Source organism: Pseudomonas sp. CBC3, assembly GCF_037967085.1.
Classification (GTDB): Bacteria; Pseudomonadota; Gammaproteobacteria; order Pseudomonadales; family Pseudomonadaceae; genus Stutzerimonas.
On the sequence record NZ_JBANEO010000004.1, the window covers coordinates 95,613 to 120,505 of the forward strand.

Annotated in this window: 22 protein-coding genes; 17 read left to right on the forward strand and 5 right to left on the reverse strand. The window is 60.4% G+C overall.

Features of this window, described 5'->3' with window-relative positions:
* Positions 1–170: 170 nt before the first annotated feature.
* Together rfbD and V6943_RS17250 are read left to right on the forward strand one after the other, a co-directional pair.
* On the forward strand, positions 171–2,252 hold the full coding sequence (rfbD, locus tag V6943_RS17245; RefSeq protein WP_340554846.1) for a dTDP-4-dehydrorhamnose reductase: 2,082 nt from the start codon (positions 171–173) through the stop codon (positions 2,250–2,252).
* A gap of 115 nt (positions 2,253–2,367) precedes the next feature.
* Complete coding sequence (locus tag V6943_RS17250) at positions 2,368–3,531, forward strand: NAD(P)-dependent oxidoreductase (protein ID WP_340554847.1); 1,164 nt, start codon at positions 2,368–2,370, stop codon at positions 3,529–3,531.
* 479 nt (positions 3,532–4,010) lie between these two features.
* Here V6943_RS17250 and V6943_RS17255 read toward each other — a convergent pair whose 3' ends face one another.
* Positions 4,011–4,379: a YgaP-like transmembrane domain gene (locus V6943_RS17255; protein WP_181104269.1), complete on the reverse strand. Its 369-nt coding sequence runs from the start codon at positions 4,377–4,379 to the stop codon at positions 4,011–4,013.
* A gap of 153 nt (positions 4,380–4,532) precedes the next feature.
* On the opposite strand from V6943_RS17255, the gene V6943_RS17260 reads away from it, so the two are divergent.
* The 11 genes from V6943_RS17260 to hppD all read left to right on the forward strand — a co-directional run bounded on the left by V6943_RS17260 (position 4,533) and on the right by hppD (position 15,739).
* A complete protein-coding gene (locus tag V6943_RS17260) occupies positions 4,533–5,429 on the forward strand; it encodes a LysR substrate-binding domain-containing protein (RefSeq protein WP_131651612.1) in 897 nt (298 codons plus the stop codon).
* A 122-nt stretch (positions 5,430–5,551) separates the two neighbouring features.
* Positions 5,552–6,478 (forward strand): hydroxymethylglutaryl-CoA lyase, encoded by a 927-nt coding sequence (locus tag V6943_RS17265; RefSeq protein ID WP_340554848.1) that lies wholly within the window; start codon positions 5,552–5,554, stop codon positions 6,476–6,478.
* Between the two features lie 27 nt (positions 6,479–6,505).
* Positions 6,506–7,687 (forward strand): CaiB/BaiF CoA transferase family protein, encoded by a 1,182-nt coding sequence (locus tag V6943_RS17270; protein WP_131651610.1) that lies wholly within the window; start codon positions 6,506–6,508, stop codon positions 7,685–7,687.
* 28 nt (positions 7,688–7,715) lie between these two features.
* On the forward strand, positions 7,716–8,240 hold the full coding sequence (locus V6943_RS17275) for a gamma carbonic anhydrase family protein (protein ID WP_131651609.1): 525 nt from the start codon (positions 7,716–7,718) through the stop codon (positions 8,238–8,240).
* Between the two features lie 157 nt (positions 8,241–8,397).
* Positions 8,398–9,633 (forward strand): OprD family porin, encoded by a 1,236-nt coding sequence (locus V6943_RS17280; protein ID WP_340554849.1) that lies wholly within the window; start codon positions 8,398–8,400, stop codon positions 9,631–9,633.
* Between the two features lie 63 nt (positions 9,634–9,696).
* Positions 9,697–10,683: a TRAP transporter substrate-binding protein DctP gene (dctP, locus tag V6943_RS17285; RefSeq protein ID WP_340554850.1), complete on the forward strand. Its 987-nt coding sequence runs from the start codon at positions 9,697–9,699 to the stop codon at positions 10,681–10,683.
* An 84-nt stretch (positions 10,684–10,767) separates the two neighbouring features.
* A complete protein-coding gene (locus tag V6943_RS17290) occupies positions 10,768–11,343 on the forward strand; it encodes a TRAP transporter small permease (protein WP_131651606.1) in 576 nt (191 codons plus the stop codon).
* Positions 11,343–12,623: a TRAP transporter large permease gene (locus V6943_RS17295; protein WP_181104256.1), complete on the forward strand. Its 1,281-nt coding sequence runs from the start codon at positions 11,343–11,345 to the stop codon at positions 12,621–12,623. The genes V6943_RS17290 and V6943_RS17295 overlap by 1 nt, the downstream gene beginning before the upstream one ends.
* Positions 12,624–12,669: 46 nt before the next feature.
* The gene (locus V6943_RS17300) at positions 12,670–13,785 is read left to right on the forward strand and encodes an AbrB family transcriptional regulator (protein ID WP_340554851.1); all 1,116 of its coding nucleotides are present in this window, start codon (positions 12,670–12,672) and stop codon (positions 13,783–13,785) included.
* A gap of 107 nt (positions 13,786–13,892) precedes the next feature.
* Positions 13,893–14,528, forward strand: coding sequence for a maleylacetoacetate isomerase (maiA, locus tag V6943_RS17305; protein WP_181104251.1), 636 nt, complete (start codon positions 13,893–13,895; stop codon positions 14,526–14,528).
* A gap of 131 nt (positions 14,529–14,659) precedes the next feature.
* On the forward strand, positions 14,660–15,739 hold the full coding sequence (gene hppD, locus V6943_RS17310) for a 4-hydroxyphenylpyruvate dioxygenase (protein WP_181104248.1): 1,080 nt from the start codon (positions 14,660–14,662) through the stop codon (positions 15,737–15,739).
* Positions 15,740–15,799: 60 nt separating this feature from the next.
* Here the strand turns inward: hppD and V6943_RS17315 are convergent, their stop codons facing one another.
* On the reverse strand, positions 15,800–16,726 hold the full coding sequence (locus V6943_RS17315; protein WP_131651601.1) for a LysR family transcriptional regulator: 927 nt from the start codon (positions 16,724–16,726) through the stop codon (positions 15,800–15,802).
* A 144-nt stretch (positions 16,727–16,870) separates the two neighbouring features.
* Here V6943_RS17315 and V6943_RS17320 point away from each other — a divergent pair, with 144 nt between their 5' ends.
* Positions 16,871–17,911, forward strand: a complete 1,041-nt coding sequence (locus tag V6943_RS17320) for an SDR family oxidoreductase (RefSeq protein ID WP_340554852.1) — start codon at positions 16,871–16,873, stop codon at positions 17,909–17,911.
* Between the two features lie 57 nt (positions 17,912–17,968).
* Complete coding sequence (locus tag V6943_RS17325; protein ID WP_340554853.1) at positions 17,969–19,282, forward strand: NTP/NDP exchange transporter; 1,314 nt, start codon at positions 17,969–17,971, stop codon at positions 19,280–19,282.
* Positions 19,283–19,398: 116 nt separating this feature from the next.
* On the opposite strand, the gene V6943_RS17330 is transcribed toward V6943_RS17325, so the two are convergent.
* The 3 genes from V6943_RS17330 to V6943_RS17340 form a co-directional block, all read right to left on the reverse strand.
* Positions 19,399–19,791 carry a GFA family protein gene (locus V6943_RS17330; protein ID WP_340554854.1) on the reverse strand — a complete coding sequence of 131 codons (393 nt, stop codon included), beginning with the start codon at positions 19,789–19,791 and terminating at the stop codon, positions 19,399–19,401.
* 190 nt (positions 19,792–19,981) lie between these two features.
* Entirely contained in the window at positions 19,982–20,590 is a 609-nt protein-coding gene (locus tag V6943_RS17335; RefSeq protein ID WP_340554855.1) for a LysE family translocator, read from the reverse strand.
* Positions 20,591–20,849: 259 nt separating this feature from the next.
* Positions 20,850–21,785 carry a LysR family transcriptional regulator gene (locus V6943_RS17340; RefSeq protein WP_165914265.1) on the reverse strand — a complete coding sequence of 312 codons (936 nt, stop codon included), beginning with the start codon at positions 21,783–21,785 and terminating at the stop codon, positions 20,850–20,852.
* A 153-nt stretch (positions 21,786–21,938) separates the two neighbouring features.
* Here V6943_RS17340 and V6943_RS17345 point away from each other — a divergent pair, with 153 nt between their 5' ends.
* Together V6943_RS17345 and V6943_RS17350 are read left to right on the forward strand one after the other, a co-directional pair.
* Positions 21,939–23,333, forward strand: a complete 1,395-nt coding sequence (locus tag V6943_RS17345) for a uracil-xanthine permease family protein (RefSeq protein WP_340554856.1) — start codon at positions 21,939–21,941, stop codon at positions 23,331–23,333.
* Between the two features lie 183 nt (positions 23,334–23,516).
* Entirely contained in the window at positions 23,517–24,866 is a 1,350-nt protein-coding gene (locus V6943_RS17350; RefSeq protein ID WP_131651594.1) for an amidohydrolase family protein, read from the forward strand.
* The last annotated feature ends 27 nt before the right edge of the window (positions 24,867–24,893 follow it).

Consider the following 24,893-nt stretch of genomic DNA (forward strand, 5'->3'; position numbering starts at 1 on the left):
TCGTTGCACTTTACTGAACCCCGTTCTTCCTCCTAGGTCAGAGCTGAGCGCCATGGCCAAAGGCCCATGACGCCACCGCAGCGCACTCCTGCCGCTCATGCGATCAGGTCGTTGTTCGACTGTTCGGTTGGAATCCCCACCGCCTTCTTGACTAGATGCCGAGCGCCTCAATGGATCAGATATTCGCCGTCGTACTCTCGTACAAGCGCAAGGATTTGCTAGCGCGTTGCCTGGATGGGATCAATGCCCAGACCCGACCTTGCGACGGCATCATCGTCGTCGACAATGCCAGCAATGACGGGACCGAGGAGATGCTGCTCCAGACGGGGCTGGCGAACCTCAAGGTGTATGTCCTCTCGCACAATACCGGAGCATCGGGAGGCTTCAGTGCTGGATTCCGTCTCGCCTATCAGCAGGGCGCCGACTTTGTCTGGATGATGGATGACGATGTGATTCCCGAGCCGGACGCCTTGCAGAAGCTGCTCGAGGCCGATGAGCAATTGCGCGCTCAAGGCAAGCCGCACTCGTTTCTGGTCTCCAAAGCCCATACCAGCGAAGGGCTGTTGACCAACGTTCCGCGCATCGACGAACGGACCAATGAAATCGACTATGAAAACTGGCCGGAACTGCTCGACATCGGTGTGGTTCCGGTTCGTCCCGCAACCTTCGTCTCGATCCTGGTGCCCAGAGCATCGCTGCAACGCCACGGCTTGCCCATCGCGTCCATGTTTATGTGGGGCGACGATACCGAATTCACCATGCGTATCAGTCAGGACATACCCGGTTACTTGGTAACGGCAAGCAGGGTGCTGCATATGCGACGGGTCAGCGGCGCCATCGATATCCTTCGGGAAACCGACCCGAACCGGGTCGCGTTGCATCGGCATCTGGTGCGCAACGAGTTGTTCGTGGCGCGTAAATACTTTCGCAAGCGTCGCGTCCTGGGCTTGTTGTTTTCCCGCTTGGGGCAGGTGGCTCGCATGCTTCAGCGCGGTCAGTTCGCCAAGGCGAAGATCGTGGCGAAAGGTCTGCTCGAAAGCGCCCGCTTCGCACCGGAGCCGGAAGCCGCCGATTCGCCGCTGGAAACGCTTGGCGTCAGCGTACGCGAGTTGATCCCGGTGCCGACGACCGTTACGTCGAAGGTCGTCGAGACTTCGCCGCTTCCGGCCATTGAATCAATCGAGGCTGATTGGGGCGCAATGCAATCAACCGATGCTGAATCGAAACAACCCCGATCGTTCAGAACGAACATGCGCGTGCTGGTATGCGGCGCAGGCGGGCAGGTGGGGCGCTGTCTGGTCAACCAAGCTCCGAGTTTTGGGCTGGAAGCCATCGGCCTGCTGCATAAAGACGTCGACATCACATCTTCTGAGCAAATTGCCCAGGCGATCGAGCGCTACCGGCCGGCGCTGATCATCAACGCGGCGGCCTATACCAATCTCGATCATGCCGAGGCGGAGGTCGCGCATGCCGAAGCGGTGAATCGCGACGGCGCTGGAAATCTGGCCCAGGCCGCCAAGCGGTTCGGCATTCCGCTGTTTCACCTGTCCAGTGAATATGTCTTTTCGGGTGATGGCTCGCAGCCTTATCGAGAGACCGACCCGGCCCTGCCGATCTGCGTCTATGGCAAAACGCGGCGGGCGGGGGAGGTCGTCATCAGCGAAACCCTGGATCGATATCTGATACTGCGCACCAGCTGGATCTACGGCGAGCATGGCAACAACTTCGTGCAGACGATGCTTAATCTCGGCCGCAAAACGAACGAGATATCTGTCGTAAGCGATCAGGTCGGCTGCCCGACTCGCTCACGAAGCGTCGCCAGGGTGTTGATCGAGCTCGCGTTGCGCTATTGCCGCGATGGTGATTTGGAATGGGGGCTGTACCACTACAGTGGATTGTCGTCGTGCTCGTGGGCCGAGTTCGCCGTCGAGATTTTCCGTGAAGCGGAACGGACCGGCTTGATAGACAAAGCGCCGCAGGTGCTGCCGGTGACGAGCGGAAGCCTACCGCGCGCCGCGGCCCGGCCGGCCTGGTCGGTTCTCGATTGCAGCCGGATCGAGGACACCTTTGGCATCAGGCCCAAACCATGGCGCGACGAGCTGCGGCATGTGATCAGGCACATGAGCGACATCCCAGCGACGCTTTTCGGGCCGGCGCCAAGTCGCGTGCCGTTCCGGACTCACCCACAAAACGAGGCGGCTGGGCCATGCCTGACTCGCTTCGAGTGCGCGCAAGGAGCAAGCCAGCGGTAAAGCTACCCGTTTTAAACTTTTTCCAAATGTAACAGTCTGAGCTTCACGCAAAACCAAAGGGACTTTCGTTATGGGCGAATCAGCAGTTAGACGAGTGGGTGTTTCAGGCACAGGGATGATTTCGCATTGCTTCGTCCGGCTGATCATGCAGCACTACAAGGATCTGCAGATCAGTCGGGTTCTGACTCGCAGGAACATTGGAACGCTGAGCGACTTCCCGCTGCGAGATACGTTAACCAACTCCGTTGATGAGCTCATTTCGAACTCGGACATCATCGTCGAGTGCACGGGCGATGTGTTCTTCGGAACGGAAGTCATCGAGCGCGCATTCGAAGCCGGGCTGCCGGTGGTCACGGTCAATGCCGAACTTCAGGTCACCACCGGTTCTTATCTATCAGGCAAGGGGTTGCTGACCGAAGCCGAAGGTGATCAGCCGGGCTCCCTCGCTGCGTTGCGAGAAGACGCCTTGCAGATGGGCTTCAAGCCGCTCGTCTACGGCAACATGAAGGGCTATCTGAACCACAACCCGACACCCGAAGACATGGCCTACTGGGCCAAACGGCAGGGTATCAGCATCGAGCAGACCACATCCTTCACCGATGGCACCAAGGTGCAGATCGAGCAGGCGGTGGTCGGTAACGGTTTCGGCGCGACCATTTCCCGTCAAGGTCTGGAAGGGGTGGCTTCAACCGACCTGAACCTCAGTGCAAGCGTCCTTGGCCTGATTGCGGACGGCATCGGGCAGCCCATCGTCGACTATGTCGTGCCCAGCGGTTATCCGGCTGGTGGGGTTTTTCTGGTGTGTCGCCACGATGAAGCCCAGGCACCGGCGATCGAGTATTTCAAGCTGGGCCCCGGTCCGTATTACGTGCTGACGCGTCCTTTCCATCTATGCTCGCTCGAAGTCGGAAAAACAGTCCGTCGAGTGCTGGCCGGAGGCGGCGTACTGCTGAACAACGCGACCGAACCGACCCTGGGCGTCGCGGCGATAGCCAAGCGGGTCATGAAGTCGGGCGACGTGATCGGTCGTGGTATCGGAGGCTTCGATGTGCGTGGCGAAGCGGTGCGGCTCGCCGATGAGCCTAACCATGTCCCCATCGGTTTGCTCCGCAACACGGTGCTCAAAAGAGCCGTCGAGCCTGGGCAGTTGATCACCTTCGACGACATCGACATTCAACCCAGCCGCGTGCTGGATATCGTGCTGCAGCAGCGCGAGAAAGTGTTTCAGCGGATCGATGTATCGCCCGTGGTTGACGACATCCAGCAAGCACTCAGATGAGCAGGATGGGAGACGGAGCGCGCTGACAGATCGGCAACTGACCGGTTAGCTCGGCGCCGTTGTGCTCAGAGGGACCGTGCAAAGCGCAGTCCAAACGCTCCGAGCAAGCTGAACGGCTGCGCCGCCAAAGGAGGCGGCTTCGTTCTGAGCTTCCTGCTCGTTATCGAACACCGCTAACACGCTGCCGTAGGAATAAACCACTCCCCAGTGTCCAGCTTCTTCGCCGTCGAGCTTTATAGCGTCCATTAGTGTCATCCTGAGAGTTTTACGAAATGTGACGAAATCACGTCGCATAAATACCATGCCGCCAAAATGCCGACAATTGCCGTTCGGCGGCGCTCTCGAACGCACTGGTGCGAAGCGGATTGCTGTAGTTTCAGTTAGAACTGCCCTTCCAAGTCGAGGACCCGTCGTGCGTCAGCAAACTGGTCCATCAACTTGAGCTGGCAGTGAATAACGATCGACCTGCCTGCGCCGCTTTAGCTGGTGCGTTGCTCACCCGGGTGGGTTTCATGCCCCATCGGGGTGGTGTCCGGTAGCTTCACTTCGGGCTCTACGAAGTCTGGGCTGTGCACTTCCGAGTCGAGCGGCATATGGCTATAACGCTGCTTGTTGGCCAGGTCTTGAGTGCGATGCTGCTGTTCGGTCTCGGTCAGTATGCGCTTGGCCTCGCAGCGTCCGCTGATGCCACGTGCCAACGCCATGCCGCCCATTGCGAGCTGCAGCAAACCGCTGATGCCGCCGCGACGCAGCCCTTTGCCCAACAGCATCAAGCCGCCCGCCACTGACGCGGTGCGCTCCCAACCATGCACGTTTTGCGGAGCGGTCTTGTCGAAAAGCCGATTCATGGTGATCTCCTTTGCTCGCTTTCTCGTTGTGCTTTCGGCAACGCCACCCTGCGATTCGTTCTGGGCGGCGGATGAAAGGCTCGAGCGTTAGCGAAGGAGCAGGCCGATTGCTTTTTCGGTAGGCTCTGGCCCCTCCAATCAGGATGACTCGACATGTGGCATATCGATCCGGTATCGCTTCGGCTGTTCATCGCGGTGTGCGAAGAGGGAGCCATCAGCAAAGCCAGCGAGCGGGAGTTCATCGCGCCCTCGGCCGTCAGCAAGCGAATCGCTGACATAGAGGCGGATATCGGCACGCCGATGCTGTTGCGTAGCAAGAAAGGCGTGGTGCCGACCCCTGCTGGCCAGGCCCTTCTGCGGCACGCTCGGCAACTGTTGCGCAGTATGGAGCGCCTGCAAGGCGAGCTAAGCGAGTACGCCGAGGGCGCGCGTGGACACGTAAAGATTCTCGCCAACGTGTCGTCGATCATCGAGTTCCTGCCTGAGGAACTGTCGGATTTCATGCTGGAAAATGCGCATATCCATGTCGATATCGAAGAGCGCTTCAGTCCCGATGTGGTGCGTGGCGTTGCGGAGGGGCAGGCGGACCTCGGTGTGTGCCGCAAGTCCATGGTCGCTGGTGATCTCGAATTCATCGACTACCGCAGCGACCATCTAGCCGTCGTCGTCAACGGCGATCATCCCCTGGCCGGGCGCACTCAACTCGCCTTTGCCGAAACGCTGGATTACGACCACCTGGGCCTGTCCGCCTACGCCACGCTGAACGCCTACATGCAACAGGCTGCCGCCCAGGCGGGAGGCGAAGTGCGCTTTCGCACCCATGTGTCCTCGTTCGATGCGGCCTATCGCTTGATCCATGTGGGGCTGGGACTCGGCATCTTTCCGAGTGAGGCGGTGAGTCGCTACACGGACTTGTTCGATCTACGAGTCATTCCGCTGACCGATGATTGGGCACTCGGCCAATTCGTCATCTGCGTCCGCGATGCCGAGGCGCTGTCGCTATCGGCGCGTCGACTGCTCAATCACCTGCTGGCACGGGTACCCCGCTAGCAGCATGCCTGAGCTGGCCATCCATCGTGGTTGGCGATGGATAGAGGCTTGAATAACGTCTTTTCGCGGCGTGGCAGGCTTCTTAGTCTCTCCCTCAAGCGACATGCCTTGCGAGAGACCTCATGACAAAAATAACTATCAATGAGGTGGGATTGCGGGACGGCTTGCAAAGCCTCCAGCGCACCATGCCCACCGCCGACAAATGCAAGTGGATCGACGCGGCCTACGCCGCTGGCGTTCGCCACATGGAGGTTGCCTCCTTCGTGCCGGCCAAACTGCTGCCGCAGATGGCCGACGCCAGCGAAGTGGTGGCGCACGCGCTCACCTACACCGACCTCAATGTCACTGTCCTAGCGCCCAACCTGCGGGGTGTCGAAAACGCCCTGACTAGCGGTGCGCATCGGATCGTCGCGCCGATCTCGGTCAGTGCCGCCCACAGCCTCGCCAACGTACGCCGCAGCCCGCAGGAAATGGTCGAGGAATTCGGGCGGATGTGCGACTTGCGCGGCAGCTCCGGGCGTAACGGGGTTGTCATGGTTGCCGGTATGTCCACCGCCTTCGGCTGTACCCGCCAGGGTGAAGTGCCGCTTGCCGATCTTTGCGAGCTGGTTCGCCTGGTACTTGAGACCGGTTGCGATCAGGTTTCGCTGGGCGATACCACCGGTTATGCGACGCCGGGTCAGGTGGGTGAAACCATTGACGCCGTTCGCGCCATTGCCGGCGACAAGCTGCAAGCTGCGCATTTTCACGACACCCGCGGGCTGGCCCTGGCCAACAGCCTGGTCGCCGTGCAGCACGGCATTCGCGAACTCGATGCCTCGCTCGCCGGACTCGGCGGATGCCCATTCGCACCGGGCGCCTCGGGCAATACCGTCACCGAAGACATGGTGTTCATGCTGCAGAGCATGGGCTATGAGACCGGCATCGACCTGCAACGACTGATCGAGTCGCGCGCGGTGCTCGAAGCCGCGTTACCCGGGGAAACCCTGTACGGCTACATCGCCCGTGCCGGCCTTCCGAAGAACTTCGTGGCGCCGCCTGCCGCCTGATCGCGCTTTCATTGCTGGAGTAAAGAAATGTCGAGTCTTCCACTTGACGGGATTCGTGTTGTCGAAATTTCCCACATGGTCATGGGCCCCACCTGCGGAATGATCCTGGGCGACCTGGGCGCCGAGGTGATCAAGATCGAGCCGACCAAGGGCGACGGTACTCGCCGCCTGTTGGGTGCCGGCGCGGGGTTCTTTCGCACCTTCAACCGTAACAAGCAGAGCATCGCCGTCGACGTCGACACGCCGGAAGGCAAGGATGCGGTCCTGAAGCTGCTCGACAGCGCGGATGTGTTTATCGAGAACTTCAAGCCTGGCCGGATGGATTCGCTTGGCTTCGGCTATCAAGCAGTCAAAGCACGCAACCCGAAGATCGTTTACACCAGTCTCAAAGGGTTCCTTGCCGGCCCTTACGACAAGCGCCTGGCCCTCGACGAAGTGGTGCAGATGATGGCCGGCCTGGCCTACATGACCGGCCCGGTTGGCCGCCCATTGCGTGCTGGCAGCTCGGTCAACGACATCATGGGCGGCATGTTCGGTGCGATCGGCATCCTCGCCGCGCTCAACGAGCGCAACCGCACCGGGCTCGGCCGCGAAGTGCAGAGCGCGCTCTACGAAAACTGCGTACTGCTCGCGGCGCAACATATGCAGCAGTATGTGGTCACCGGCGAAGCGGCGGCGCCCATGCCCAACCGCATCAGTGCCTGGTCGATCTATGACGTATTCACCTTTGCTGGCGGCGAGCAGATGTTCGTCGCGGCCACTGGCGATGGCCAATGGCGAGCGCTGTGCAAGCTGATCGGTCAGCAGGCGTTGCTCGATGACCAGAGCCTGGCCACCAACAACGACCGCGTACTGCAGCGTCCGCGGCTGCTGGCACATCTCGGCGAAGTTTTCGCCACTTTCGACGCCCAGGCGCTGGCGCCGCAACTGGAAGCCAACGGCATTCCCTTCGCGCCGATCCGCAAGCCCGAGGAATTGTTCGACGACGCGCATCTGATCGAAAGCGGCGGGCTTGCCAAGCTTCAGCTCGAAGACGGCTCCTACACCGACATGCCGCTGCTGCCCGTCTCCCTCGACGGCCAGCGGCTGGGCCCGCGCCGCTCCATCCCGCGTATTGGCGAGAACACACGCGAAGTCATGCGCGGGCTGGGTTACAGCGACGCACAGATCGACGAATTGCAGCATGCCGGCGTGTTCCGCGGCGAATGACTACCGCCGAGAAGGCAAGGAGATAGACATGGCGATTTATGAATTCGAAGGCCAGAGGCCGGAAATCCACGACAGCGTTTACGTAGCCGAGGATGCCACGGTAATCGGCAAGGTCGCGCTCGGCGAGGGCGCCAGCGTTTGGCCGCAGGCAGTGCTGCGTGGCGACAACGAGCTGATCGAGATCGGCAACGGCAGCAACGTACAGGAGGGCGCGGTGCTGCACACCGATCCGGGCTATCCGATGCGCATCGGCAGCGACGTGACCATCGGCCACCAGGCCATGTTGCACGGCTGCACGGTGGGCGAGGGCAGCCTGATCGGCATTCAGGCAGTGGTGCTCAACGGCGCGAAGATCGGCCGCAACTGCGTGGTTGGCGCTGGTGCGATCGTTACCGAAAACAAGGAATTTCCCGACAACTCGCTGATCCTCGGCGCGCCGGCCAAGGTGGTGCGCGAGCTGACCGAAGAGGCCGCCGCTGCGTTTCGCCTCAATGCCAAGGATTACGTCGCCCGTGCGCAGCGACACAAGAACGGGCTGCTGCGCATCGGCTAACAGGCTCATGCCTGATGGCCAGGCATGCTCGGCTGCTTTCAATACGTTGGAAGCAGGCAACGCGTCCCCTTGGGACAAACCAATAATAAAAAAGGGTTGCACAACAATGATAAGAAAAGCGTCTCTTCCGCTCGCCGGGTCCTTACTGCTGTCATCGATGGCCGCCGTACCGTCCGCCTTTGCCGATTTCATTGGCGACGCGAAGGGCAGTCTGAACACCCAGAACTACTATTTCAGCCGCGATTTCCGCGACGGCGCGGGGCAGTCCAAGCGCGAGGAGTGGGCCCAGGGGTTCATCCTCAAACTCGAATCCGGGTATACCGAAGGCACCGTCGGCTTTGGCGTCGATGCGATGGGTATGCTTGGCGTCAAGCTCGACTCCAGCCCTGATCGTACTGGCACCGGCTTGCTGGCACGCGGCGCGGATAGCCGGGCCGAGGATGAGTATTCGAAGCTTTCGCTGACCGCCAAGGTGCGCATGGGCGAAACCGAATTGTTCGTCGGCGGCCTCAGCCCGACCTTGCCGCTGCTCGCGTCCAACAGCAGCCGGCTGTTTCCCCAGATCTGGACCGGCGCGCAGCTGATCTCACGCGACCTGGACAAGTTCACCTTCCACCTCGGCCAGGTGGGCAAGGTCAAACAGCGGGACTCCACCGATTCCGAAGACCTGACGACCATGGCGCAGATCGGGGCTTACTCCGGTTCCGCGACAAGCGACAGCTACACCTACGGCGGGGTCGATTTCGAGCCGATCGAAAAAATGCAGATCAGCCTGCACACGAGCGAACTCGAAGACTTCTATCGGCGCAACTACCTTGGCTTCAAGTACGCGATGCCGCTGAGCGAAAACTCTTCCGTCTTTACCGAGATCCGTTATTTCACTGCCTCCGAAACCGGGGCCGAAACGCTGGGTGAAGTCGATAACCGCGTGATCAGCAGCCTGATCGGGTATTCCTTGGGTGGGCACCGCATCAGCGGCGGTTACCAGAAAGTTTCAGGGAACACCGCTTACGCCTACATCGGCGGAGCGGATACCTACCTCTTCAGCGAACAGCAGGTAAGCAATTTCGCGCTTCAAGATGAACGCGCGCTGCATGCACGTTACGACTACAACTTCGCCGCCATCGGTGTTCCCGGTTTGACCTTCACGCTGCGCTACGTCAAGGGTGACAACGTCGACCCAGAAAACATTGCCACGGCACAGGCGGCTGCGCTGCGTGCTGCGGGTGAGGAGGGGCGTGAGTGGGAGCGCACCACCGACATCACTTATGTGGTACAGAGCGGGCCGCTGAAAGACCTCAGCATGCGCTGGAGAAATGCCACGAATCGTTCGACCTATGCGCGCGGTGCCGATGAGAATCGGGTGATGCTCGGCTACACGATCAAGTTCTAAGACCGCTCCGCCGAACCCCACAGGGTTTGGCGGCCGTAACGACAATTACAAGAAGAGACCACCATGAAAAAGACAGCCCTTGCGTTAGCCGTCCTGCTCTCCGGTACGGCCTTGTCCCAGGCCCATGCAGCCGATTACACGATGCGCCTGAGCCATCAGTTGCCGGCGTCCCATCATGTCGCCAAAGCGCTCGAGCAGTTCGCCGAAGATGTAAAAACCAACACCAATGATCAGGTCGAAGTGCAGATCTTCGGTGGCGAGCAATTGTTCAAGGCAACTCAGAACCACGCCGCCGTAGCTCGTGGCCAGGTCGAAGCGGCCTCGGTGGTGAGCCTGCTGTGGGGCGGAACCGTGCCGGAGGTGCAGGTGTTCAGCATTCCGGGCCTGATGACGACCCGCGCCCAGATCGAGAATTTCTACGACTCGTCCGCCGAAACCTTTCTGAACGGCAAACTGCAGAAAAAAGGTGTGCTCAACATCGGCTGGCTGTTGGACGCCAACAACATCACATTCACCTCACAGAAACATCCGCTGATCGCGCCGGCAGATTTCGATGGCGTGAAGATCCGCGGCCTCAGTCGCCTCAGCGATGTCGGCTTCATTGCCTTGGGCGCGGCGCCGTCGACCATGCCGGGTTCCGAGGTTTACCAAGGGCTGCAGACCGGTGTGATCGACGCGGGCGCCAGCAGCGCCAGTGCCATCCATGCAAGGCGCTATTACGAGGTGCAGAAGTACGCCGTCGCGACGCCGTTGATCACCGTGTGGCAGAACCTGATCGTCAATCCGCGCTGGTGGGCATCCCTGCCGGCCGATGTGCAGGCGGGCATCGAGAAATCTGCCCAGGCTGCAGAGCGGCAACTGCTACCCGAGAGCGACCAGATCGATCCTGAGGGCATAGCCAAGCTCAAGGAGACGGGCATGGACGTGACGGTCGTTTCTGCGCAGCAGCTTCAGGAACTGGTGTCGATCATGCAGCCGCCCGTCGTGGAGGAATTCAAAAAGACCACCAAGGACGGTGAACAGCTGATCGAGATGATCAAGCAACTCTGACCGGTTGTGCGGGGGACGGGCGGAGCGTGGTTGGCTCGCGACGCTCGGCTCCCGCTCCTGTTGCATGCGTGCCGAGGTGAAGCCATGAATACCAAGCAAGCCTATCTGAGCAGCCAGATGAATGAGATCAACCCCCCGGCGTTCTGCCGAATCTTCAGCACGGCGGTGGCCGGGCTGTTCACCTTCGCCATGGCGCTCTCCGCCATCTGCGTGCTGGTCGCGTTGGCACTGATCGGCTACTCGATCGTGGTGCGTTATTTCGTTGGGCAGCCCTCGCTGTGGATCGACGAGGTGGTGGGCTTTCTAGTGGTCGGCATCGTCATGTTCGGCGCCGCCTGTGCGCTGCGTGAAGGCCGCCATATCGGGGTCGATCTGGTAACCGAAATGATGAGCCCGCGCTGGCAGCGCTGGACGCAGGTATGGTCGATGTCCGTGGTGCTGGTGCTGTCGGTTTTTCTGATCGTCAACGGCTGGCAGACGGCGATGTTCTCCAAATCCATCGGCATGGTGACGCAGGGCTACCTTGAGCTGCCGATGTACCAGCTGCAGCTGTTGATTCCGCTGGGAGGCTTCCTGCTCGCGTTGGCGGCTATCGATAGCCTGTTGCGCCTGGCCTGTGGTGCCTCGGCCTTCGTGGCCCATGAAGAGGAGAAGCACTGATGCTCGCCATTTCCCTGTTGCTAGTGGGCTTGATCCTGCTGCTTCTCACTGGTTTGCCGATCTTCGCCGGGCTGTCGCTGTTCGGTGGTTTGCTGTTGATGGGCGAGCCGGGCGGCTTGGATATCGTTTCCGATATCGTCTTCGCCAAGACTGGTATGTATGTGTTGGTCGCTATCCCGCTGTTCGCCTACATGGCCCATGTGATGATTCGCGGGCGAATCGTCGATGACCTTTACAGCACGGCGTACACCCTGACACGGCACCTGCCGGGTGGTGTCGGCATCGCCACCATCATTGCTTGCATGATCTTTTCAGCGATTTCCGGCTCCAGTGTAGCGACAGCGCTGACCATCGGTGCGGTGGCGATTCCGCAGATGATTCGTTACGGCTATGACCCGAAAATCGCCTACGGGTTGGTCGCGGCCGGCGGCACCTTGGGCATCCTGATTCCACCGTCCGGGCCGATGATTCTCTACGGCGTGGCGACCGATACGTCCATTAGTGGGCTGTTCATGGCGGGCGTGGTGCCAGGCTTCATGCTGGCGGGAATCTTCTGCGTCTATTGCATGTTCCGTCAGCGCGGCGCGCAGCGTGAACCGCGTGCCAGCGCCGAAGAAATGCTCGTCGCGATTCGCAAGTCCGGTTGGGCGATCACGCTCCCCGCTCTGGTGCTCGGCGGAATGTATGCGGGCGTGTTCACCGCCACCGAGGCGGCCGCGGCGGGTGCCCTGCTGGCCTTGGCGATTGCCGCGCTGATCTATCGCAGCATCGGCCTGCGCGACATCTGGGAATGTGCGAAAGATGCCGCGCGCACCTCGGCGATGCTGTTCATGATCCTTGCTTCGGCGGCAGTGTTCAGCTACGCGCTGACCAAACTGATGGTGCCGCAGCAGATCGTCGAGACGGTCACCGAGATGGATATGGGCGCACTCGGCTTCATCTTGGCGATGATGGTAATGATCTTCGTGCTGGGCATGTTTCTCGAGTCGATCGCGATCATCCTCATCACCTCGCCGGTGATCATGCCGGTAATGGCGCACCTGGGCATCGATCCGATCTGGTATGGCGTGCTGCTGGTGATCAACCTCGAAGTGGCGATGATCACACCGCCGGTGGGCATGAACCTGTTCACCATCAAGGCCGTTACCCAGTCGCCGATGGGGCCGATCATCCGTGGCTCGGCGCCATTCGTACTATTGATGCTGCTTGGCCTTGGGCTGGTGGTGGCGTTCCCGCAGCTGGCGACGATGTTGCCGCAAAGCATGATGAATCCGATGTGATAGCGCTTGATCGCCGTGCGGCCAGAACACGTTGGAGTAGTAGCTGATGCGCAACAGGAGTTGGCTGACGTCGCGTCCGCGTCCGCGTCCGCTGCCGCTGCCGCTGCAGTGGCTAGCACTGGTCCTTTGTGCCGGGGCGTTGGCTGGGCTGTTTCGGTTGATCGAGTTGCCGGCGGCGTTCTTTCTCGGGCCGATGTTTGCCGGGATCGCTTTCGGCGTGATGGGCAGTGCGGCGCAGGTGCCGTTGCGGGCTTATCAGTTTTCCATCGGCTTGGTCGGCGCGCTGGTAGCGCAGTCGATCACGCTCGGCGTGCTGGCATCACTGTTTCAGGATTGGCCGCTGATGCTTGGCGCCGCGGTGCTTACCGTGTTGTTGAGTCTGGTTGCGGGATTGGCACTCATTTGGCTCGGTCGGCTTCCGCCCAGCAGCGCATTGTGGGGAACGGCACCGGGTGCCGCGCCGGTGATGATGTCGATGTCGGAAAGCCACGGAGCCGATCCGCGCCTTGTCGCCACCATGCAGTATGTGCGGTTGATTTGCGTGATCGCTGTCAGCGCGCTACTCGGCCATCAGCTGGCGTCCGCACCGGATGTGGTCACGCAGGCTCCATCGATTCCGCCGAGTGTGCCTACGTACTTGCAGGATGTGGCGCTCAGCCTGGCGTTGGTGTTGGTGGGTGTCGTACTTGGATTGCGCGTGCCGGCGGGCTTGATGCTTTGTCCGCTCATGCTCGGCGTATTCGCTCAACTGAGTGGCGCGTTTCAGATCACGCTGCCAGGTGCGCTGATGGCGGTGGCCTACGCGTTGATTGGCGGTTACGTCGGGCTGCGCTTCGATCGCACCACGCTGGTTTATGTGGTGCGCAAGCTGCCGATGATGCTTGCAGCCGCGCTGTTGCTGATCGCGCTCTGCGCCGCTTCGGCGTGGTTGTTCGCGGCTTTGCTGGAGCGCGACTACCTGTCGATGTTTCTCGCTACCAGCCCGGGCGGCCTGGATTCGTTGTCGATCATCGCCATGGAGGCGGGCGGCGATGTTGGTCTGGTGGTGGCGTTGCAAACGCTGCGGTTGTTCGCCGTCGTGCTGCTCACGCCACCGCTGATCAAGCTCAGCCTGCGGCTATTCTTGCGTAAGGCCGAATCAGCTTCGGATCAGAAGGCTTGACAGTCGAATCTTGCTGACGCAGATTCCACTAAACGTAATTTGATTACGCAAAAACAATAATGCGCTCTGAAAATGAAGCGCGACCTTGCAAACAGCGTGGCCTCGAAATGGAACTACACACCTACTACCGCTCTACGTCGTCCTACCGGGTGCGCATTGCGCTTGCGCTGAAGGGCCTGGATTACCGCGCGGTGCCGGTCAACCTGATCCGTGACGGTGGCGAGCATCGCCAGCCGGCCTATCTCGCGCTGAATCCCCAGGGCAGGGTGCCGATGCTCCGCACCGACGAGGGCGAGCGGGTGATTCAGTCGCCAGCGATCCTCGAATATCTGGAAGAGCGCTATCCAGAACCGGCACTGCTGCCCCAAGACATCATGGCGCGTGCACGGCATCGTGCGGTGGCTGCGCTGATTGGTTGCGATATCCATCCGCTGCACAACGTCGCGGTGCTCAATCGCCTGCGCGGGCTGCAGGTTGGTGAAGACGAGGTGCTGGCCTGGATCGGCCACTGGGTAGGCGAGGGCCTCAAGGCGGTCGAAGCTCTGATCGGCGATGAAGGCTACTGCTTCGGCGAGCCCGGTATGGCCGATGTGTATCTGCTGCCGCAGCTCTATGCGGCGCGACGTTTCAATGTCGACTTGAGCGCACTGCCCCGCATTCTTCGCGTCGAGCGCCTGGCGCTGGCGCATTCGGCCTTCCAGCAGGCGCATCCAGATGTTCAACCAGACACGCCGCTGACATGAAAATTCTTGGCTTTCGACTGACCTTGGGCGACCACCTCGGGCGTAGCGTTCGCGGGATCTCCTGTGCGCCGCCGGGCTGACGTTCCCTTACGTCATTCCTAATCAATGCACAGCCAGTCAAGGAGCCAATCATGGCCGACCTATTTGAAAATCCCATGGGCCTCATGGGCTTCGAGTTTATCGAATTCGCCTCGCCCACTCCGAACGTCATCGAGCCGGTGCTGGAAAGCATGGGCTTCTCCCATGTCGCTAACCATCGCTCGAAGGATGTAGCGCTGTATCGACAGGGCGAAATCAACGCCATCGTTAATCGCGAGTCCAAGGGCTTGCCTGCGTATTTCGCCGCCGAGCATGGCCCATCGGTGTGTGGCATGGCGTTCCGCGTGAAGGATGCACAAAAGGCGTATACCCGCGCGCTGGAACTGGGCGCTCAGGCCATCGAATTGCCTACCGGGCCGATGGAGCTGCGCCTGCCGGCGATCAAGGGTATCGGCGGCGCGCCGCTGTATCTGATCGACCGCTTCGGTGAAGGCAGCTCGATCTACGACATCGACTTCGTGTTCCTGGAGGGCGTCGATCGTCATCCGGTCGGTGCCGGCCTGAAGATCATCGATCACCTGACCCATAACGTGTATCGCGGCCGCATGGCCTACTGGGCGGACTTCTACGAGAAGCTGTTCAACTTCCGCGAGATCCGCTACTTCGACATCAAGGGCGAGTACACCGGCCTGACCTCCAAGGCCATGACGGCGCCGGACGGCATGATCCGCATCCCGCTCAACGAAGAATCGTCGAAAGGCGCGGGGCAGATCGAAGAGTTCCTCATGCAATTCAACGGTGAAGGCATCCAGCACGTGGCCTTCCTCACCGATGACCTGATCCAGACATGGGACAAGCTGAAAGCAAGCGGCACGGTGTTCATGACCGCACCGCCGGAGACCTATTACGAAATGCTCGAAGGGCGGCTGCCGAACCATGGCGAACCGGTCGATGAGCTGAAGTCGCGCGGCATCTTGCTTGACGGTGCGTCCGAGAACGGCGAGCAGCGTCTGTTGCTGCAGATATTCTCCGGCACAGTGCTGGGTCCGGTGTTCTTCGAATTCATTCAGCGCAAGGGCGACAGCGGCTTCGGCGAGGGCAACTTCAAGGCGCTGTTCGAATCCATCGAGCGTGATCAGATCCAGCGCGGTGTGCTCAGCACCGCCGAGTGATCGCATTGACGGCAGCCGGCTTCGGCTGCCGTTCGCTTTTAATCGGCTCGAATCGAGCCGCTACAACGGCCTGGGCGCGGCGGGTGCGCTTTCGAGCGCCTCCGCCTTGATGAAGTCGACGAAGGCCCGGAGCGGCAAGGGCATATGGCGGCGCCCATGGTAGTAGAGGTAGGGGCCGTCGAAGTGCTGCCACCAATCCTCGAGTATGGGCACCAGGCGTCCATCGGCGAGCGGCTCGCGCAGGAAATCCTCGAAGGTGTAGATGACGCCAAGGCCATTGATGGCCGAGCGGGTCTTCAGATCATGCGATGAGGTCAGCAGTTGCCCGCGTGGTGGAATGCGCAGGATGCGGCCGTCTTTCTCGAACTCGAATACACCCACCTTTCCGCTTTCGAAGCGATGGCCCAGCAGCTCGTGGCCTTCCAGCTCCTCGGGATGACGGGGCGTGCCGTGTGCCGCCAGATAGGCGGGGGCCGCGGCGGCGACGAAGCGTTGTCGGCGCGGCCCGATCGGCACGGCGATGGTGTCCTTGGCCAGGCTTTCCTCATAACGCACCCCAGCGTCATACCCACCAGCGTTCACGTCGATGAAGGTGTTATCCATCACTACCTCGACGCTGACGCCGGGGTAGAGCTTGAGGAAGCGTGCCAGCAGGTCCGGTAACAGGAAGCGCGCCACCGGCACCGGCACGTTCAACTTCAACGTTCCGACGGGGCGATGTGCCTCGTCGTCCAGGTCATTGAAAGCGGCGTCGATTTGCTGCAGTGCCGGACGCAGGCGCTCAAGCAGCCGCTCGCCCGCAGCGGTCGGGGTGACGCTGCGTGTGGTGCGGTTCAGCAGGCGCAGGCCTACGTCACTTTCCAGGCGGCGCATGCAGTCGCTCAGCGATGAGGCCGAGAGGCCGCGCTTCTGTGCCGCAGCGCGAAATCCTCCGGCGTCCACCACGGCGGCGAACAGCGCGACATCGGTCAGGTTGGGTTGGCGCATGGCAGCTCCTCACTGTGGGCGAACTGTACGCCAGACCGTACGGGGCATCCATGAATATCCGGCTTATCCTCGGATATCCGTACACCAATAATCCCTCTCGTCCGGACGCACCGGACATTCAAAAGACGAGAAGAGGATTTAGCCATGTGGAACCTACCCACCTTCCATTCGACGAACACGGCGAGCAGGTCTTGCCGCGTTTTGCAGATGGCCCGCGCGTTGATCGCAGGCGTCGCGCTGGCAGGGACTCTTGCCGCAGAGGCCACGAACCGTACCGCGCCAAAGCCCGACTGGTCGGCCAGCGACATCCCCAGCCAGCAGGGCCGCATCGTTCTGATCACGGGCGGTACCAGCGGCATGGGCTATGAAGATGCGCTGGCGCTTTCACGCGCTGGCGCCGAAGTGATCATTGCCGCGCGCAACCCCGAGCGTGGCCAGGAAGCGATCACGAGCATCCAGCAAGCAGTACCCGATGCCCGCGTGCAGTTCGAAGTCGTGGATCTGGCCGATCTGGAGTCCGTACGCAGCCTGGCGAGCCGCTTGCAGGCGCGGCTCTTGCTGATCAACAACGCCGCCATCATGGCTCCGCCGACTCGCGGCACGTCCGCTGACGGCTATGAGCTGCAGCTGGCGACCAACTATCTCGGGCATTTCGCCCTTACTGGCTTGCTGTTACCCATGCTGCGCGAAAGCGAGGACCCGCGAGTGGTCAGCCTGTCGAGCATCGCCAGCGCGCGTGGCCGCCTGAACTTCGCGGATCTACAGGCCGAACGGGAATACAACCCTTACGCCACCTACGCGCAGTCCAAGCTGGCCGTGCTCACGTGGGCTCTTGAGTTACAGCGGCGCAGCGATGCCGCCGGCTGGGGCATCCGGAGTATTGCCGCGCACCCGGGCGTCGCCGTCACCGAGCTGATCGCACGTGGCCCCGGGTTGAACAGCGAATTCGGCAAGCAATGGGCGCAAGACCGCGACGAATACCACTCCGCCGCGCAGGGCGCCTTGTCGACGTTGTATGCCGCTACAGCCCCTGACGCGTTCGGTGGCGGTTATTACGGGCCTACTGGCGAGGACGAGAAGCGCGGACCGCTGGGCTTCGCCCGGATGCCCCAGGCGGCAGCCGACTCCGATGCGGTTGAGCTGTGGCAGGTGTCGGAGCGACTCACCGGTGTGATCTATCCCTGAACGCCGCGGGTACGGCGATGTTCCATGCCCGCAACCACCGATCCTTCAGGAGCGCCCATGAACGCGTCCTCTTTGATGCACCGTTTTAGCGTCATTCTCAATGCCGAAAATCACGAACTGCGCCCTGCGCTACATGGCTTCCTGCTGTTCGTCTGTCTTTTCGCGGGTTACTTCATGCTGCGCCCGATTCGCGAGTCCATGGGCATCTCGGCCGGGGTGGAGAATCTGCAATGGCTGTTCACCGCCACCTTCTTCGTCATGCTGGGGGCCGTGCCGCTGTTCGCCTGGCTCAGCTCTCGCGTGCCACGGTTGCACTTCATCGACTGGGTATACGGCTTCTTCTGCGTGAACCTGTTGGTCTTCGCGGTGCTGTTCCAAATGCAGAGCGACAGTCCGTGGATGGCTCGCGTCTTTTACGTGTGGATATCGGTTTACAACCTGTTCGTGGTGTCGGTGGCCTGGAGCCTGATGGCTGACGTATTCGACGGTGATCAGGCCAAGCGTCTGTTTGCCTTCATTGCCGCCGGCGCCAGTGTCGGCGGGCTGACTGGTCCGGCTCTCAGCGCTTTGCTGATCGGGCCGTTGGGCGAGTCCGGGCTGATGCTGCTGGCGGCTGTACTGCTTGGCATTGCCATGGCGCTCAAGCGTGTACTGATGCGCTGGAGGGAGGAGGGTGGTGCTGGCCGCCGCGGTGCGGTACCTACCGAAAGCACGCGCCGGCCCTTGCGCGGAAACCCGTTCAGCGGGCTGACCGCGGTAATGAAATCGCCCTATCTGCTCGGCATTGCAGGCTTCGTGGTGCTGTTGGCCACTGTCACTACTTTTCTCTACTTTGAGCAGGCGCGTCTGGTGGCTGAGCACTTTCCGAACCGCGAGGCACAGGTCCGCGTATTCGGCACCATTGATCTGGTGGTGCAGGCAGGCGCACTGCTGTCCCAGTTGTTCATCACCGGACGTGTCGCCCAGCGGTTAGGGGTGGGCGTGCTGCTGGCGCTGGTACCGCTGCTCGTCTGCGCAGGTTTCATCGGGCTCGCGCTCGCGCCCAGCTTTGGCTTGCTCGCGGCGCTGATGATCGTGCGCCGCATCGGTGAGTACGCCTTCGTTCGTCCGGGGCGGGAAATGCTATTCGCGCCGCTCGACGCCGAGAGCAAGTACAAGGCAAAGAACGTCATCGACACCGTCATCTATCGCGCCGGCGACGCCATCAGTGGTTGGGCGAAGAGCGCATTGGACATGCTCGGTCAGGGCATGGGCCTGGTAGCGTTGATCGGCGCGCTCTGTGCGCTACTGTGGGGGTATCTGGGCTGGGAACTTGGCAAAAGGGCTGACCAATGCAAGCGTGCGCCGGTGGTTGTGCCCGCGGTTACGTGATGGGCATTTTTTTCACATCAGCGACCGGGGCCACGATGTAGCGACTCCTTGATGGCTATCGCAAGGTTGGTCTCCGAAGTGACGGTGGGGTGTTGTCGGAGGCGCTTCCTCGCCACCTAGTCCTCAAAGCGACCAGTGGCGTCACGGTCGTGCTCATACCGTCTGGTGAGCGGAAACAGCGGCAACCAGGACTCGCGACGGACCGTCCAGCTCTCGTAGGTGGGCATCAGCTGGTCAGGGGCATCCAGGGATCCCAGGTTCACTTCGATTTCGTCCGCGGTGCGCGAGAAAACGGACGAGCCGCAGCGAGGGCAGAAAAACCGCCCGGCGTAGTCGTGTGTTTCGCCCTCGATCGTCACCGCATCCTGAGGGAACACCGCAGCAGCATAGAAGAGGGCACCGTGGTGCTTGCGGCAATCGAGACAGTGGCAAAGGCCGACCCGGTACGGGCGTCCCGACGCCACAATTCGGACATTCCCGCAAAGGCAACCGCCAGTGAGTCGGACCATGCTGCTTCTCCTCTGAGTCAAAGGTTCGGAATTATGCGAAGAGTCCCCGTCGGCACCGATGATGCGCCGCTCGTTCGTGCACGTCGCGAATGATCAGTATTTGGTGCTTGTGCAAATTCTGCTAAACGACTGCGAGATTTATTGCCGCGTTGGTTGATGAGCCTGCCCGACTGGAACCGGTGGGCCGTCCTCACATGCGGAGGGGCAGGGCAGCACCGATCACGACGAAGACTCCCCCGCAGGCCTGGTTAAAGCGCCGCCCAACACGGGTCAGCAATGGCCGGACCCTGTGCGCCCCGCTCGCCAGCGCGAACTCGGTGATGATCTCGGTAGCCGCGAAGGTCGCGGCTACCACGGCAAACTGTTGCACCATGCTGCGCTGGGGATCGATGAATTGGGGTAGAAAAGCGCTGAAGAAGAGTAAGACCTTGGGATTGGTTGCGGCAGAGAGCAGGCCCTGACGAAACAGTAACCAGCCTTTCGCCTCGGCATATGCGCCGAGGGAGACAGAGATTGCGGGCGAACGCCAAACCTGGATACCGAGCCAGACAAGATAAAGTCCACCGACCCATTTCAAAGCCGTCAGCCAATGGATAGAGGACTGAATCAAGGCCCCAATGCCAAACATGCACAGCGCGATGATCAGCACGAAGCCCAGCGCGCCACCGAGGATGGTAAAGCAAGTTTTGCGGCTGCCATGCATGGCGCCATGAGTAAGGGCGAGCAGACCATTGGGCCCCGGCGACAACGACAGGCCTACCGATGTCGCTAGAAAGACAAGCCAGGTTTCGAATTGCATATGTAAGAGCGTCTCTTCAGAGCCTGACGAGGAGAGGGCGGTTGGAGAAGTGTATGCCGGAATGCAGCCGCTGCTTGGGTGGTTAATGCTGTTGCCGAGACTTGGCATGCAAGGCCGCCAATGGCTGTTTCTGGCCGGGGCTGGGTAAAAAACGCTTCTGCCTGGACGCGACTAAATCGCGTCGCTACGTGCCTTGCAGGCATGAACAGAATATTGCGTTGCGCTGGCCCATTCCTGCAGTGCTTCTTCTACCGAAGCATCAAGTTTGATTTATACGACCCTCAACGGCGGCGGGTTCGATAGAAAGCATCGCTTCTCGCAGCTGCTCTATCAGTACTGTCACGGCCAGCGGCATTTCGCGCTCGGCATGGCAGCACAATGTCAGCTGAGCCTTCGCAATATGGCCATCGGCGAGTGGTTTGAACACCAGTTCTTCCCGAGCGAGCTCGCGAGCGATATCCAGCCGATTGAGAAACGCCACACCCAGCCCTGACCGAACCAGAGACTTGATGCTCAGGATCCGGTTGCATGCGGATAAAGAGGTAAGGTCGACATCTGAACGCGTCAACACATGTTCGAGCGTCGAGCCGTGGAACATCTCGGTTCCCGGCAGGATGGTGGGATAAGAACTGAAGTCGCGTAGCCACACAGTCTGCTTTTGAGCCAACGGATGGGTGGGCGCCATGACCGCACCGAACTCTAACCCGACCTGTTCGATAAACCGGACCCTGCGGGTTACTGGTGGGTTGATACAAATGCCAATGTCGGCATCGCCTATCAGCACCTGTTCCAGAATGGTTTCTGTCATTCCGGTGGCCAGTATCGAGCGCACACGCGGGAAGCGTTCATGAAACTTGAACAGGATGTCGGGCAATAGCTGGTCAGTCAGCGACTCCACTGTAGCGATCCTGACTTCAGCACACCCGGCACCCTTGATCTCCCCAAGTTGCTCCAGAAGTCGCCGTTCATCTCGCTGCCATTGCCGTACTTGTTGAAGTAACAGCTCGCCAGCCGGTGAGAGTCTCAGGCCACGCGGGAGTCGTTCAAACAATGGCACACCAAGCTCATCCTCCAATTTCAGAATTTGGCGGTTGATGGCCGAAGCTGCCACATGCAGCCGCTCCTCGGCCTTTCGTAGCGATCCCTGACGCGCCACCTCTTCGAAATAGCGAAGTCCCGACATCAATAAATTCATTGTTCTGACCTTTCGTAACCGTTGCCGAATTGGCAACGAAGCAGCCGAAATATTGTTATAGACCAGAACAGTCGAGGCTACTAGGGTTCGCTCATAGGGCGGCTATGCCGCTCCCAGTGAGCTACCGAACACAAAAATAAAAGGACAGCTGCTATGAGTACGACCCAGACGCCTTTCGAAAAAAGCTTAGATCCAGTTGATGAGAGGCTTCCTTTACGAACCCTCATCATCTTCGGGCTGCAACACGTTTTGGTTATGGCAGCGGCGCCAATCACAGCGGCCTTTCTGATTGGTCACACGTTGGGGCTTTCTGATGATGTAACCATCAGTCTGATGAGCGCCATCTTCTTGGCCTGTGGACTGGGAACCATCCTCCAATCCACCGGTGTGGCTGGCTTCGGAGCCCGGCTTCCCTTCGTACAGGTGCCCGGCGGTGCACCTCTGGTGATTTTTCTAGGTATTGCCCAAGCCACTGACCTACAAACCGCCGCTGGTGCCGTCATCATGACTGGCTTGTTCTATTTTCTGGCGTTGCCATTTTTCACCAGGGCGCTGAGGTTCTTCCCGCCTATCGTCATAGGCACCATGCTGTTGCTGGTAGCCGTGAATCTGATCCGCATCTTCGGCGGCCTGATCACCGGCCGGCCGGGCTCGCCCGACTTTGCCAACATGACGAGTATTGCCTTAGCGCTGGCGACAATCGGATTCACCGTGCTCTTTGCGCGAGTATTTAAAGGGATGTGGCAGCGCATTGCGGTCATGCTCGGTTTGCTCGCAGGCGCCGCGGTTGCAGTAGCGACGGGAAGTATGACGGTTGAAAACGTGATGACCGGGGCCATGTTCGCGTTTCCCGAGCCGTTTCCGTTCGGCATGCCTAAGTTCGATCTTTTCGCTTCGCTTCCGTTGATCATCTTTAGCGTGGTTTCGATGACCGAAGCGACCGGTCAGACCATGGCCACCGCTGAGATCGTCGGCCGACATGGAGACCATCGCTCGATCGTACCGAAGAACATCCGCGCCGACGCGTTGGGGTCGGTATTCGGCGGCTGTTTCGGCACCTCACTGATCATTACCAGTGGCGAAAACATCGGAATCATCCGCGCAACAGGTGCTCGCTCCCGCTATGTCACGGTCGTGGCGGGCTGCATGCTCACGGTGATGGCGCTTTTCGTCCCGCTCGCCAGGCTGGCCTACGCAGTTCCGAACGCAGTAGTTGCCGGCACTGCCGTAATCGTCTTCGCCATCATTGGGGTGATGGGGATCAACATCCTGCGCAAGGTTGATTTCAACACCAACGGCAACTTGTTCACGCTTGCATCAGCTTTGGCCATGGGCCTGATACCGATTGTTGTGCCTGGCTTCTACAGCGCGTTTCCCTCCCACTTCCAGGTTGTCCTGGGCAATGGCTTGGCCATGGGAACCTTGACGGCCGTGCTCGTGAACATCCTTTTCCACCACATGGGCGGCAGCTCCTCTCTAGCTAAAACAGCCGAGGCAGATGTAGCGATGGCCCCCGCCGAACCTAATAAGGCTTCCGTCTCGGAATAGTCCCGCCTGCCTCCACATCCGAGCTAGCAGCGCCTGAAGCTTAGGCTGTAGGCCCGCTCGCTCAGAACTTGGATGACAACCGCGCTATTCGTGACAAGCACTTCACTGGCAACACGCAACTAATGATTCTTAAGGATTGATATGAACCCGGCGAAAGAACATCTACCGAACCAGGAGCAATTAATGGCTCCCGAACAATTGCTCGCGCCGGAGTGGCTATTGCTGCCTGAGGGCCCCCGCCAAGGCCACGCCGTATTGGTGACTGATGGATGTTTTACCGATGTAGGTCCCCTGGCATTGCTGCAGGGTCGTTATCCGGGTTTACCGGTACTACGCCTGGAGCGTCAGTTGCTGATGCCTGGGTTTGTCGATACGCATCACCACTTGAGCCAGAGCTTCGGCAAAGGACTTGTGTTCGGGGAGCCTTCCGAAATCTTCAAGCGCATCTGGGTGCCGCTGGAAGGCAGCCTGAACGCTGAGCTGCTCTACCTCACGTCAAAACTGGCTGCCCTTGAGGCTCTGCGCGGAGGCTTTACAACGGTTTGCGATGCGGGAACACGCGCGCAGGAAGGGTTGGAAGCCATCGCAAAGGCTGCGAAGGAAACGGGCATCCGTTGCGTTCTGGCAAGAGCTTGCAGCGACCGTCGCGGCGAGGACGTCCTCGATTCCGCTCCCGTTCTTGCCGATGCCGAGCGGCATCTATCTGCATGGGACAACGACCCGCTAATCATTCCATCGCTGGCAGTCCCGATCCCAGAAATTGCTACGGATGCCATGTTGAAGAATGTGTATGGGTTATGCGCCGAAGCTGGACGCGTGTTTCAAAGCCATGTCAATGAGCACTTGGTTGCAGTGGAGCGGTCCCTCGAGCGCTTTGGTCTGCGTCCGTTGGAACACCTGTACAAAGCCGGCGCTTTAGGCCCGCAGGCTTTGTTGGCTCATGCCACGCTGCTGACGCCTTCGGAGCTGTCCTTGCTGAGGAATAGCGGCGCGGCCGTAAGCTACAACCCTGTCGCTAGCGCATGGAAGGGCAACGCCGTCGCTCAGGCCCTGATGATGCACAGCCTGGGCGTGCCGTTAGGGCTTGGCACAGACGGAACACGCAGCGATGGATTCCGCTTGCTCGATTACGCCGAAGCAGCGCAGCGCTTCGCCCATGGCCTCGCTGTCGGGGACTCGGTTTGCGGCTCTGGTCAAGTCTGGCTGGATGCAGGCACGCAAGGCGGCGCCAAGGTACTTGGTCTCGGTGAAGTGACCGGGCGCATCGCAACGGGTCTATCAGCGGACTTCCTGCTGGTCGATCTTGCTGTTCCAGAATTGCTGCCTTCATGGGACCTATCGTGGGAGCTGGTTCGCCTCGTCAACCGGGACCAGATCCAAGCGGTGGTCGTGCAAGGGCAGTTGCGGTTGTGGCAGGGGTGGCCAACGGACTGGGACGCGCAGGCGCTCATGTCTCAGGTCGATGCGTTGGCCAAAGACGTCATCGCTCGAGCGCCCATTCACAAGGTCAATCCCAGCCCTTTGAATCGGTGATCCCTTCCATCATTAACGTGTACGGAT

What these genes read in the sequence shown, in the direction of transcription:
- rfbD (WP_340554846.1), top strand. Translation starts at nt 171, where the DNA reads ATGGATCAGATATTCGCCGTCGTACTCTCGTACAAGCGCAAGGATTTG.
- V6943_RS17250 (WP_340554847.1), top strand. Translation starts at nt 2,368, where the DNA reads ATGATTTCGCATTGCTTCGTCCGGCTGATCATGCAGCACTACAAGGAT.
- V6943_RS17255 (WP_181104269.1), bottom strand. Translation starts at nt 4,379, where the DNA reads ATGAATCGGCTTTTCGACAAGACCGCTCCGCAAAACGTGCATGGTTGG.
- V6943_RS17260 (WP_131651612.1), top strand. Translation starts at nt 4,533, where the DNA reads ATGTGGCATATCGATCCGGTATCGCTTCGGCTGTTCATCGCGGTGTGC.
- V6943_RS17265 (WP_340554848.1), top strand. Translation starts at nt 5,552, where the DNA reads ATGACAAAAATAACTATCAATGAGGTGGGATTGCGGGACGGCTTGCAA.
- V6943_RS17270 (WP_131651610.1), top strand. Translation starts at nt 6,506, where the DNA reads ATGTCGAGTCTTCCACTTGACGGGATTCGTGTTGTCGAAATTTCCCAC.
- V6943_RS17275 (WP_131651609.1), top strand. Translation starts at nt 7,716, where the DNA reads ATGGCGATTTATGAATTCGAAGGCCAGAGGCCGGAAATCCACGACAGC.
- V6943_RS17280 (WP_340554849.1), top strand. Translation starts at nt 8,398, where the DNA reads ATGGCCGCCGTACCGTCCGCCTTTGCCGATTTCATTGGCGACGCGAAG.
- dctP (WP_340554850.1), top strand. Translation starts at nt 9,697, where the DNA reads ATGAAAAAGACAGCCCTTGCGTTAGCCGTCCTGCTCTCCGGTACGGCC.
- V6943_RS17290 (WP_131651606.1), top strand. Translation starts at nt 10,768, where the DNA reads ATGAATACCAAGCAAGCCTATCTGAGCAGCCAGATGAATGAGATCAAC.
- V6943_RS17295 (WP_181104256.1), top strand. Translation starts at nt 11,343, where the DNA reads ATGCTCGCCATTTCCCTGTTGCTAGTGGGCTTGATCCTGCTGCTTCTC.
- V6943_RS17300 (WP_340554851.1), top strand. Translation starts at nt 12,670, where the DNA reads ATGCGCAACAGGAGTTGGCTGACGTCGCGTCCGCGTCCGCGTCCGCTG.
- maiA (WP_181104251.1), top strand. Translation starts at nt 13,893, where the DNA reads ATGGAACTACACACCTACTACCGCTCTACGTCGTCCTACCGGGTGCGC.
- hppD (WP_181104248.1), top strand. Translation starts at nt 14,660, where the DNA reads ATGGCCGACCTATTTGAAAATCCCATGGGCCTCATGGGCTTCGAGTTT.
- V6943_RS17315 (WP_131651601.1), bottom strand. Translation starts at nt 16,726, where the DNA reads ATGCGCCAACCCAACCTGACCGATGTCGCGCTGTTCGCCGCCGTGGTG.
- V6943_RS17320 (WP_340554852.1), top strand. Translation starts at nt 16,871, where the DNA reads ATGTGGAACCTACCCACCTTCCATTCGACGAACACGGCGAGCAGGTCT.
- V6943_RS17325 (WP_340554853.1), top strand. Translation starts at nt 17,969, where the DNA reads ATGAACGCGTCCTCTTTGATGCACCGTTTTAGCGTCATTCTCAATGCC.
- V6943_RS17330 (WP_340554854.1), bottom strand. Translation starts at nt 19,791, where the DNA reads ATGGTCCGACTCACTGGCGGTTGCCTTTGCGGGAATGTCCGAATTGTG.
- V6943_RS17335 (WP_340554855.1), bottom strand. Translation starts at nt 20,590, where the DNA reads ATGCAATTCGAAACCTGGCTTGTCTTTCTAGCGACATCGGTAGGCCTG.
- V6943_RS17340 (WP_165914265.1), bottom strand. Translation starts at nt 21,785, where the DNA reads ATGAATTTATTGATGTCGGGACTTCGCTATTTCGAAGAGGTGGCGCGT.
- V6943_RS17345 (WP_340554856.1), top strand. Translation starts at nt 21,939, where the DNA reads ATGAGTACGACCCAGACGCCTTTCGAAAAAAGCTTAGATCCAGTTGAT.
- V6943_RS17350 (WP_131651594.1), top strand. Translation starts at nt 23,517, where the DNA reads ATGGCTCCCGAACAATTGCTCGCGCCGGAGTGGCTATTGCTGCCTGAG.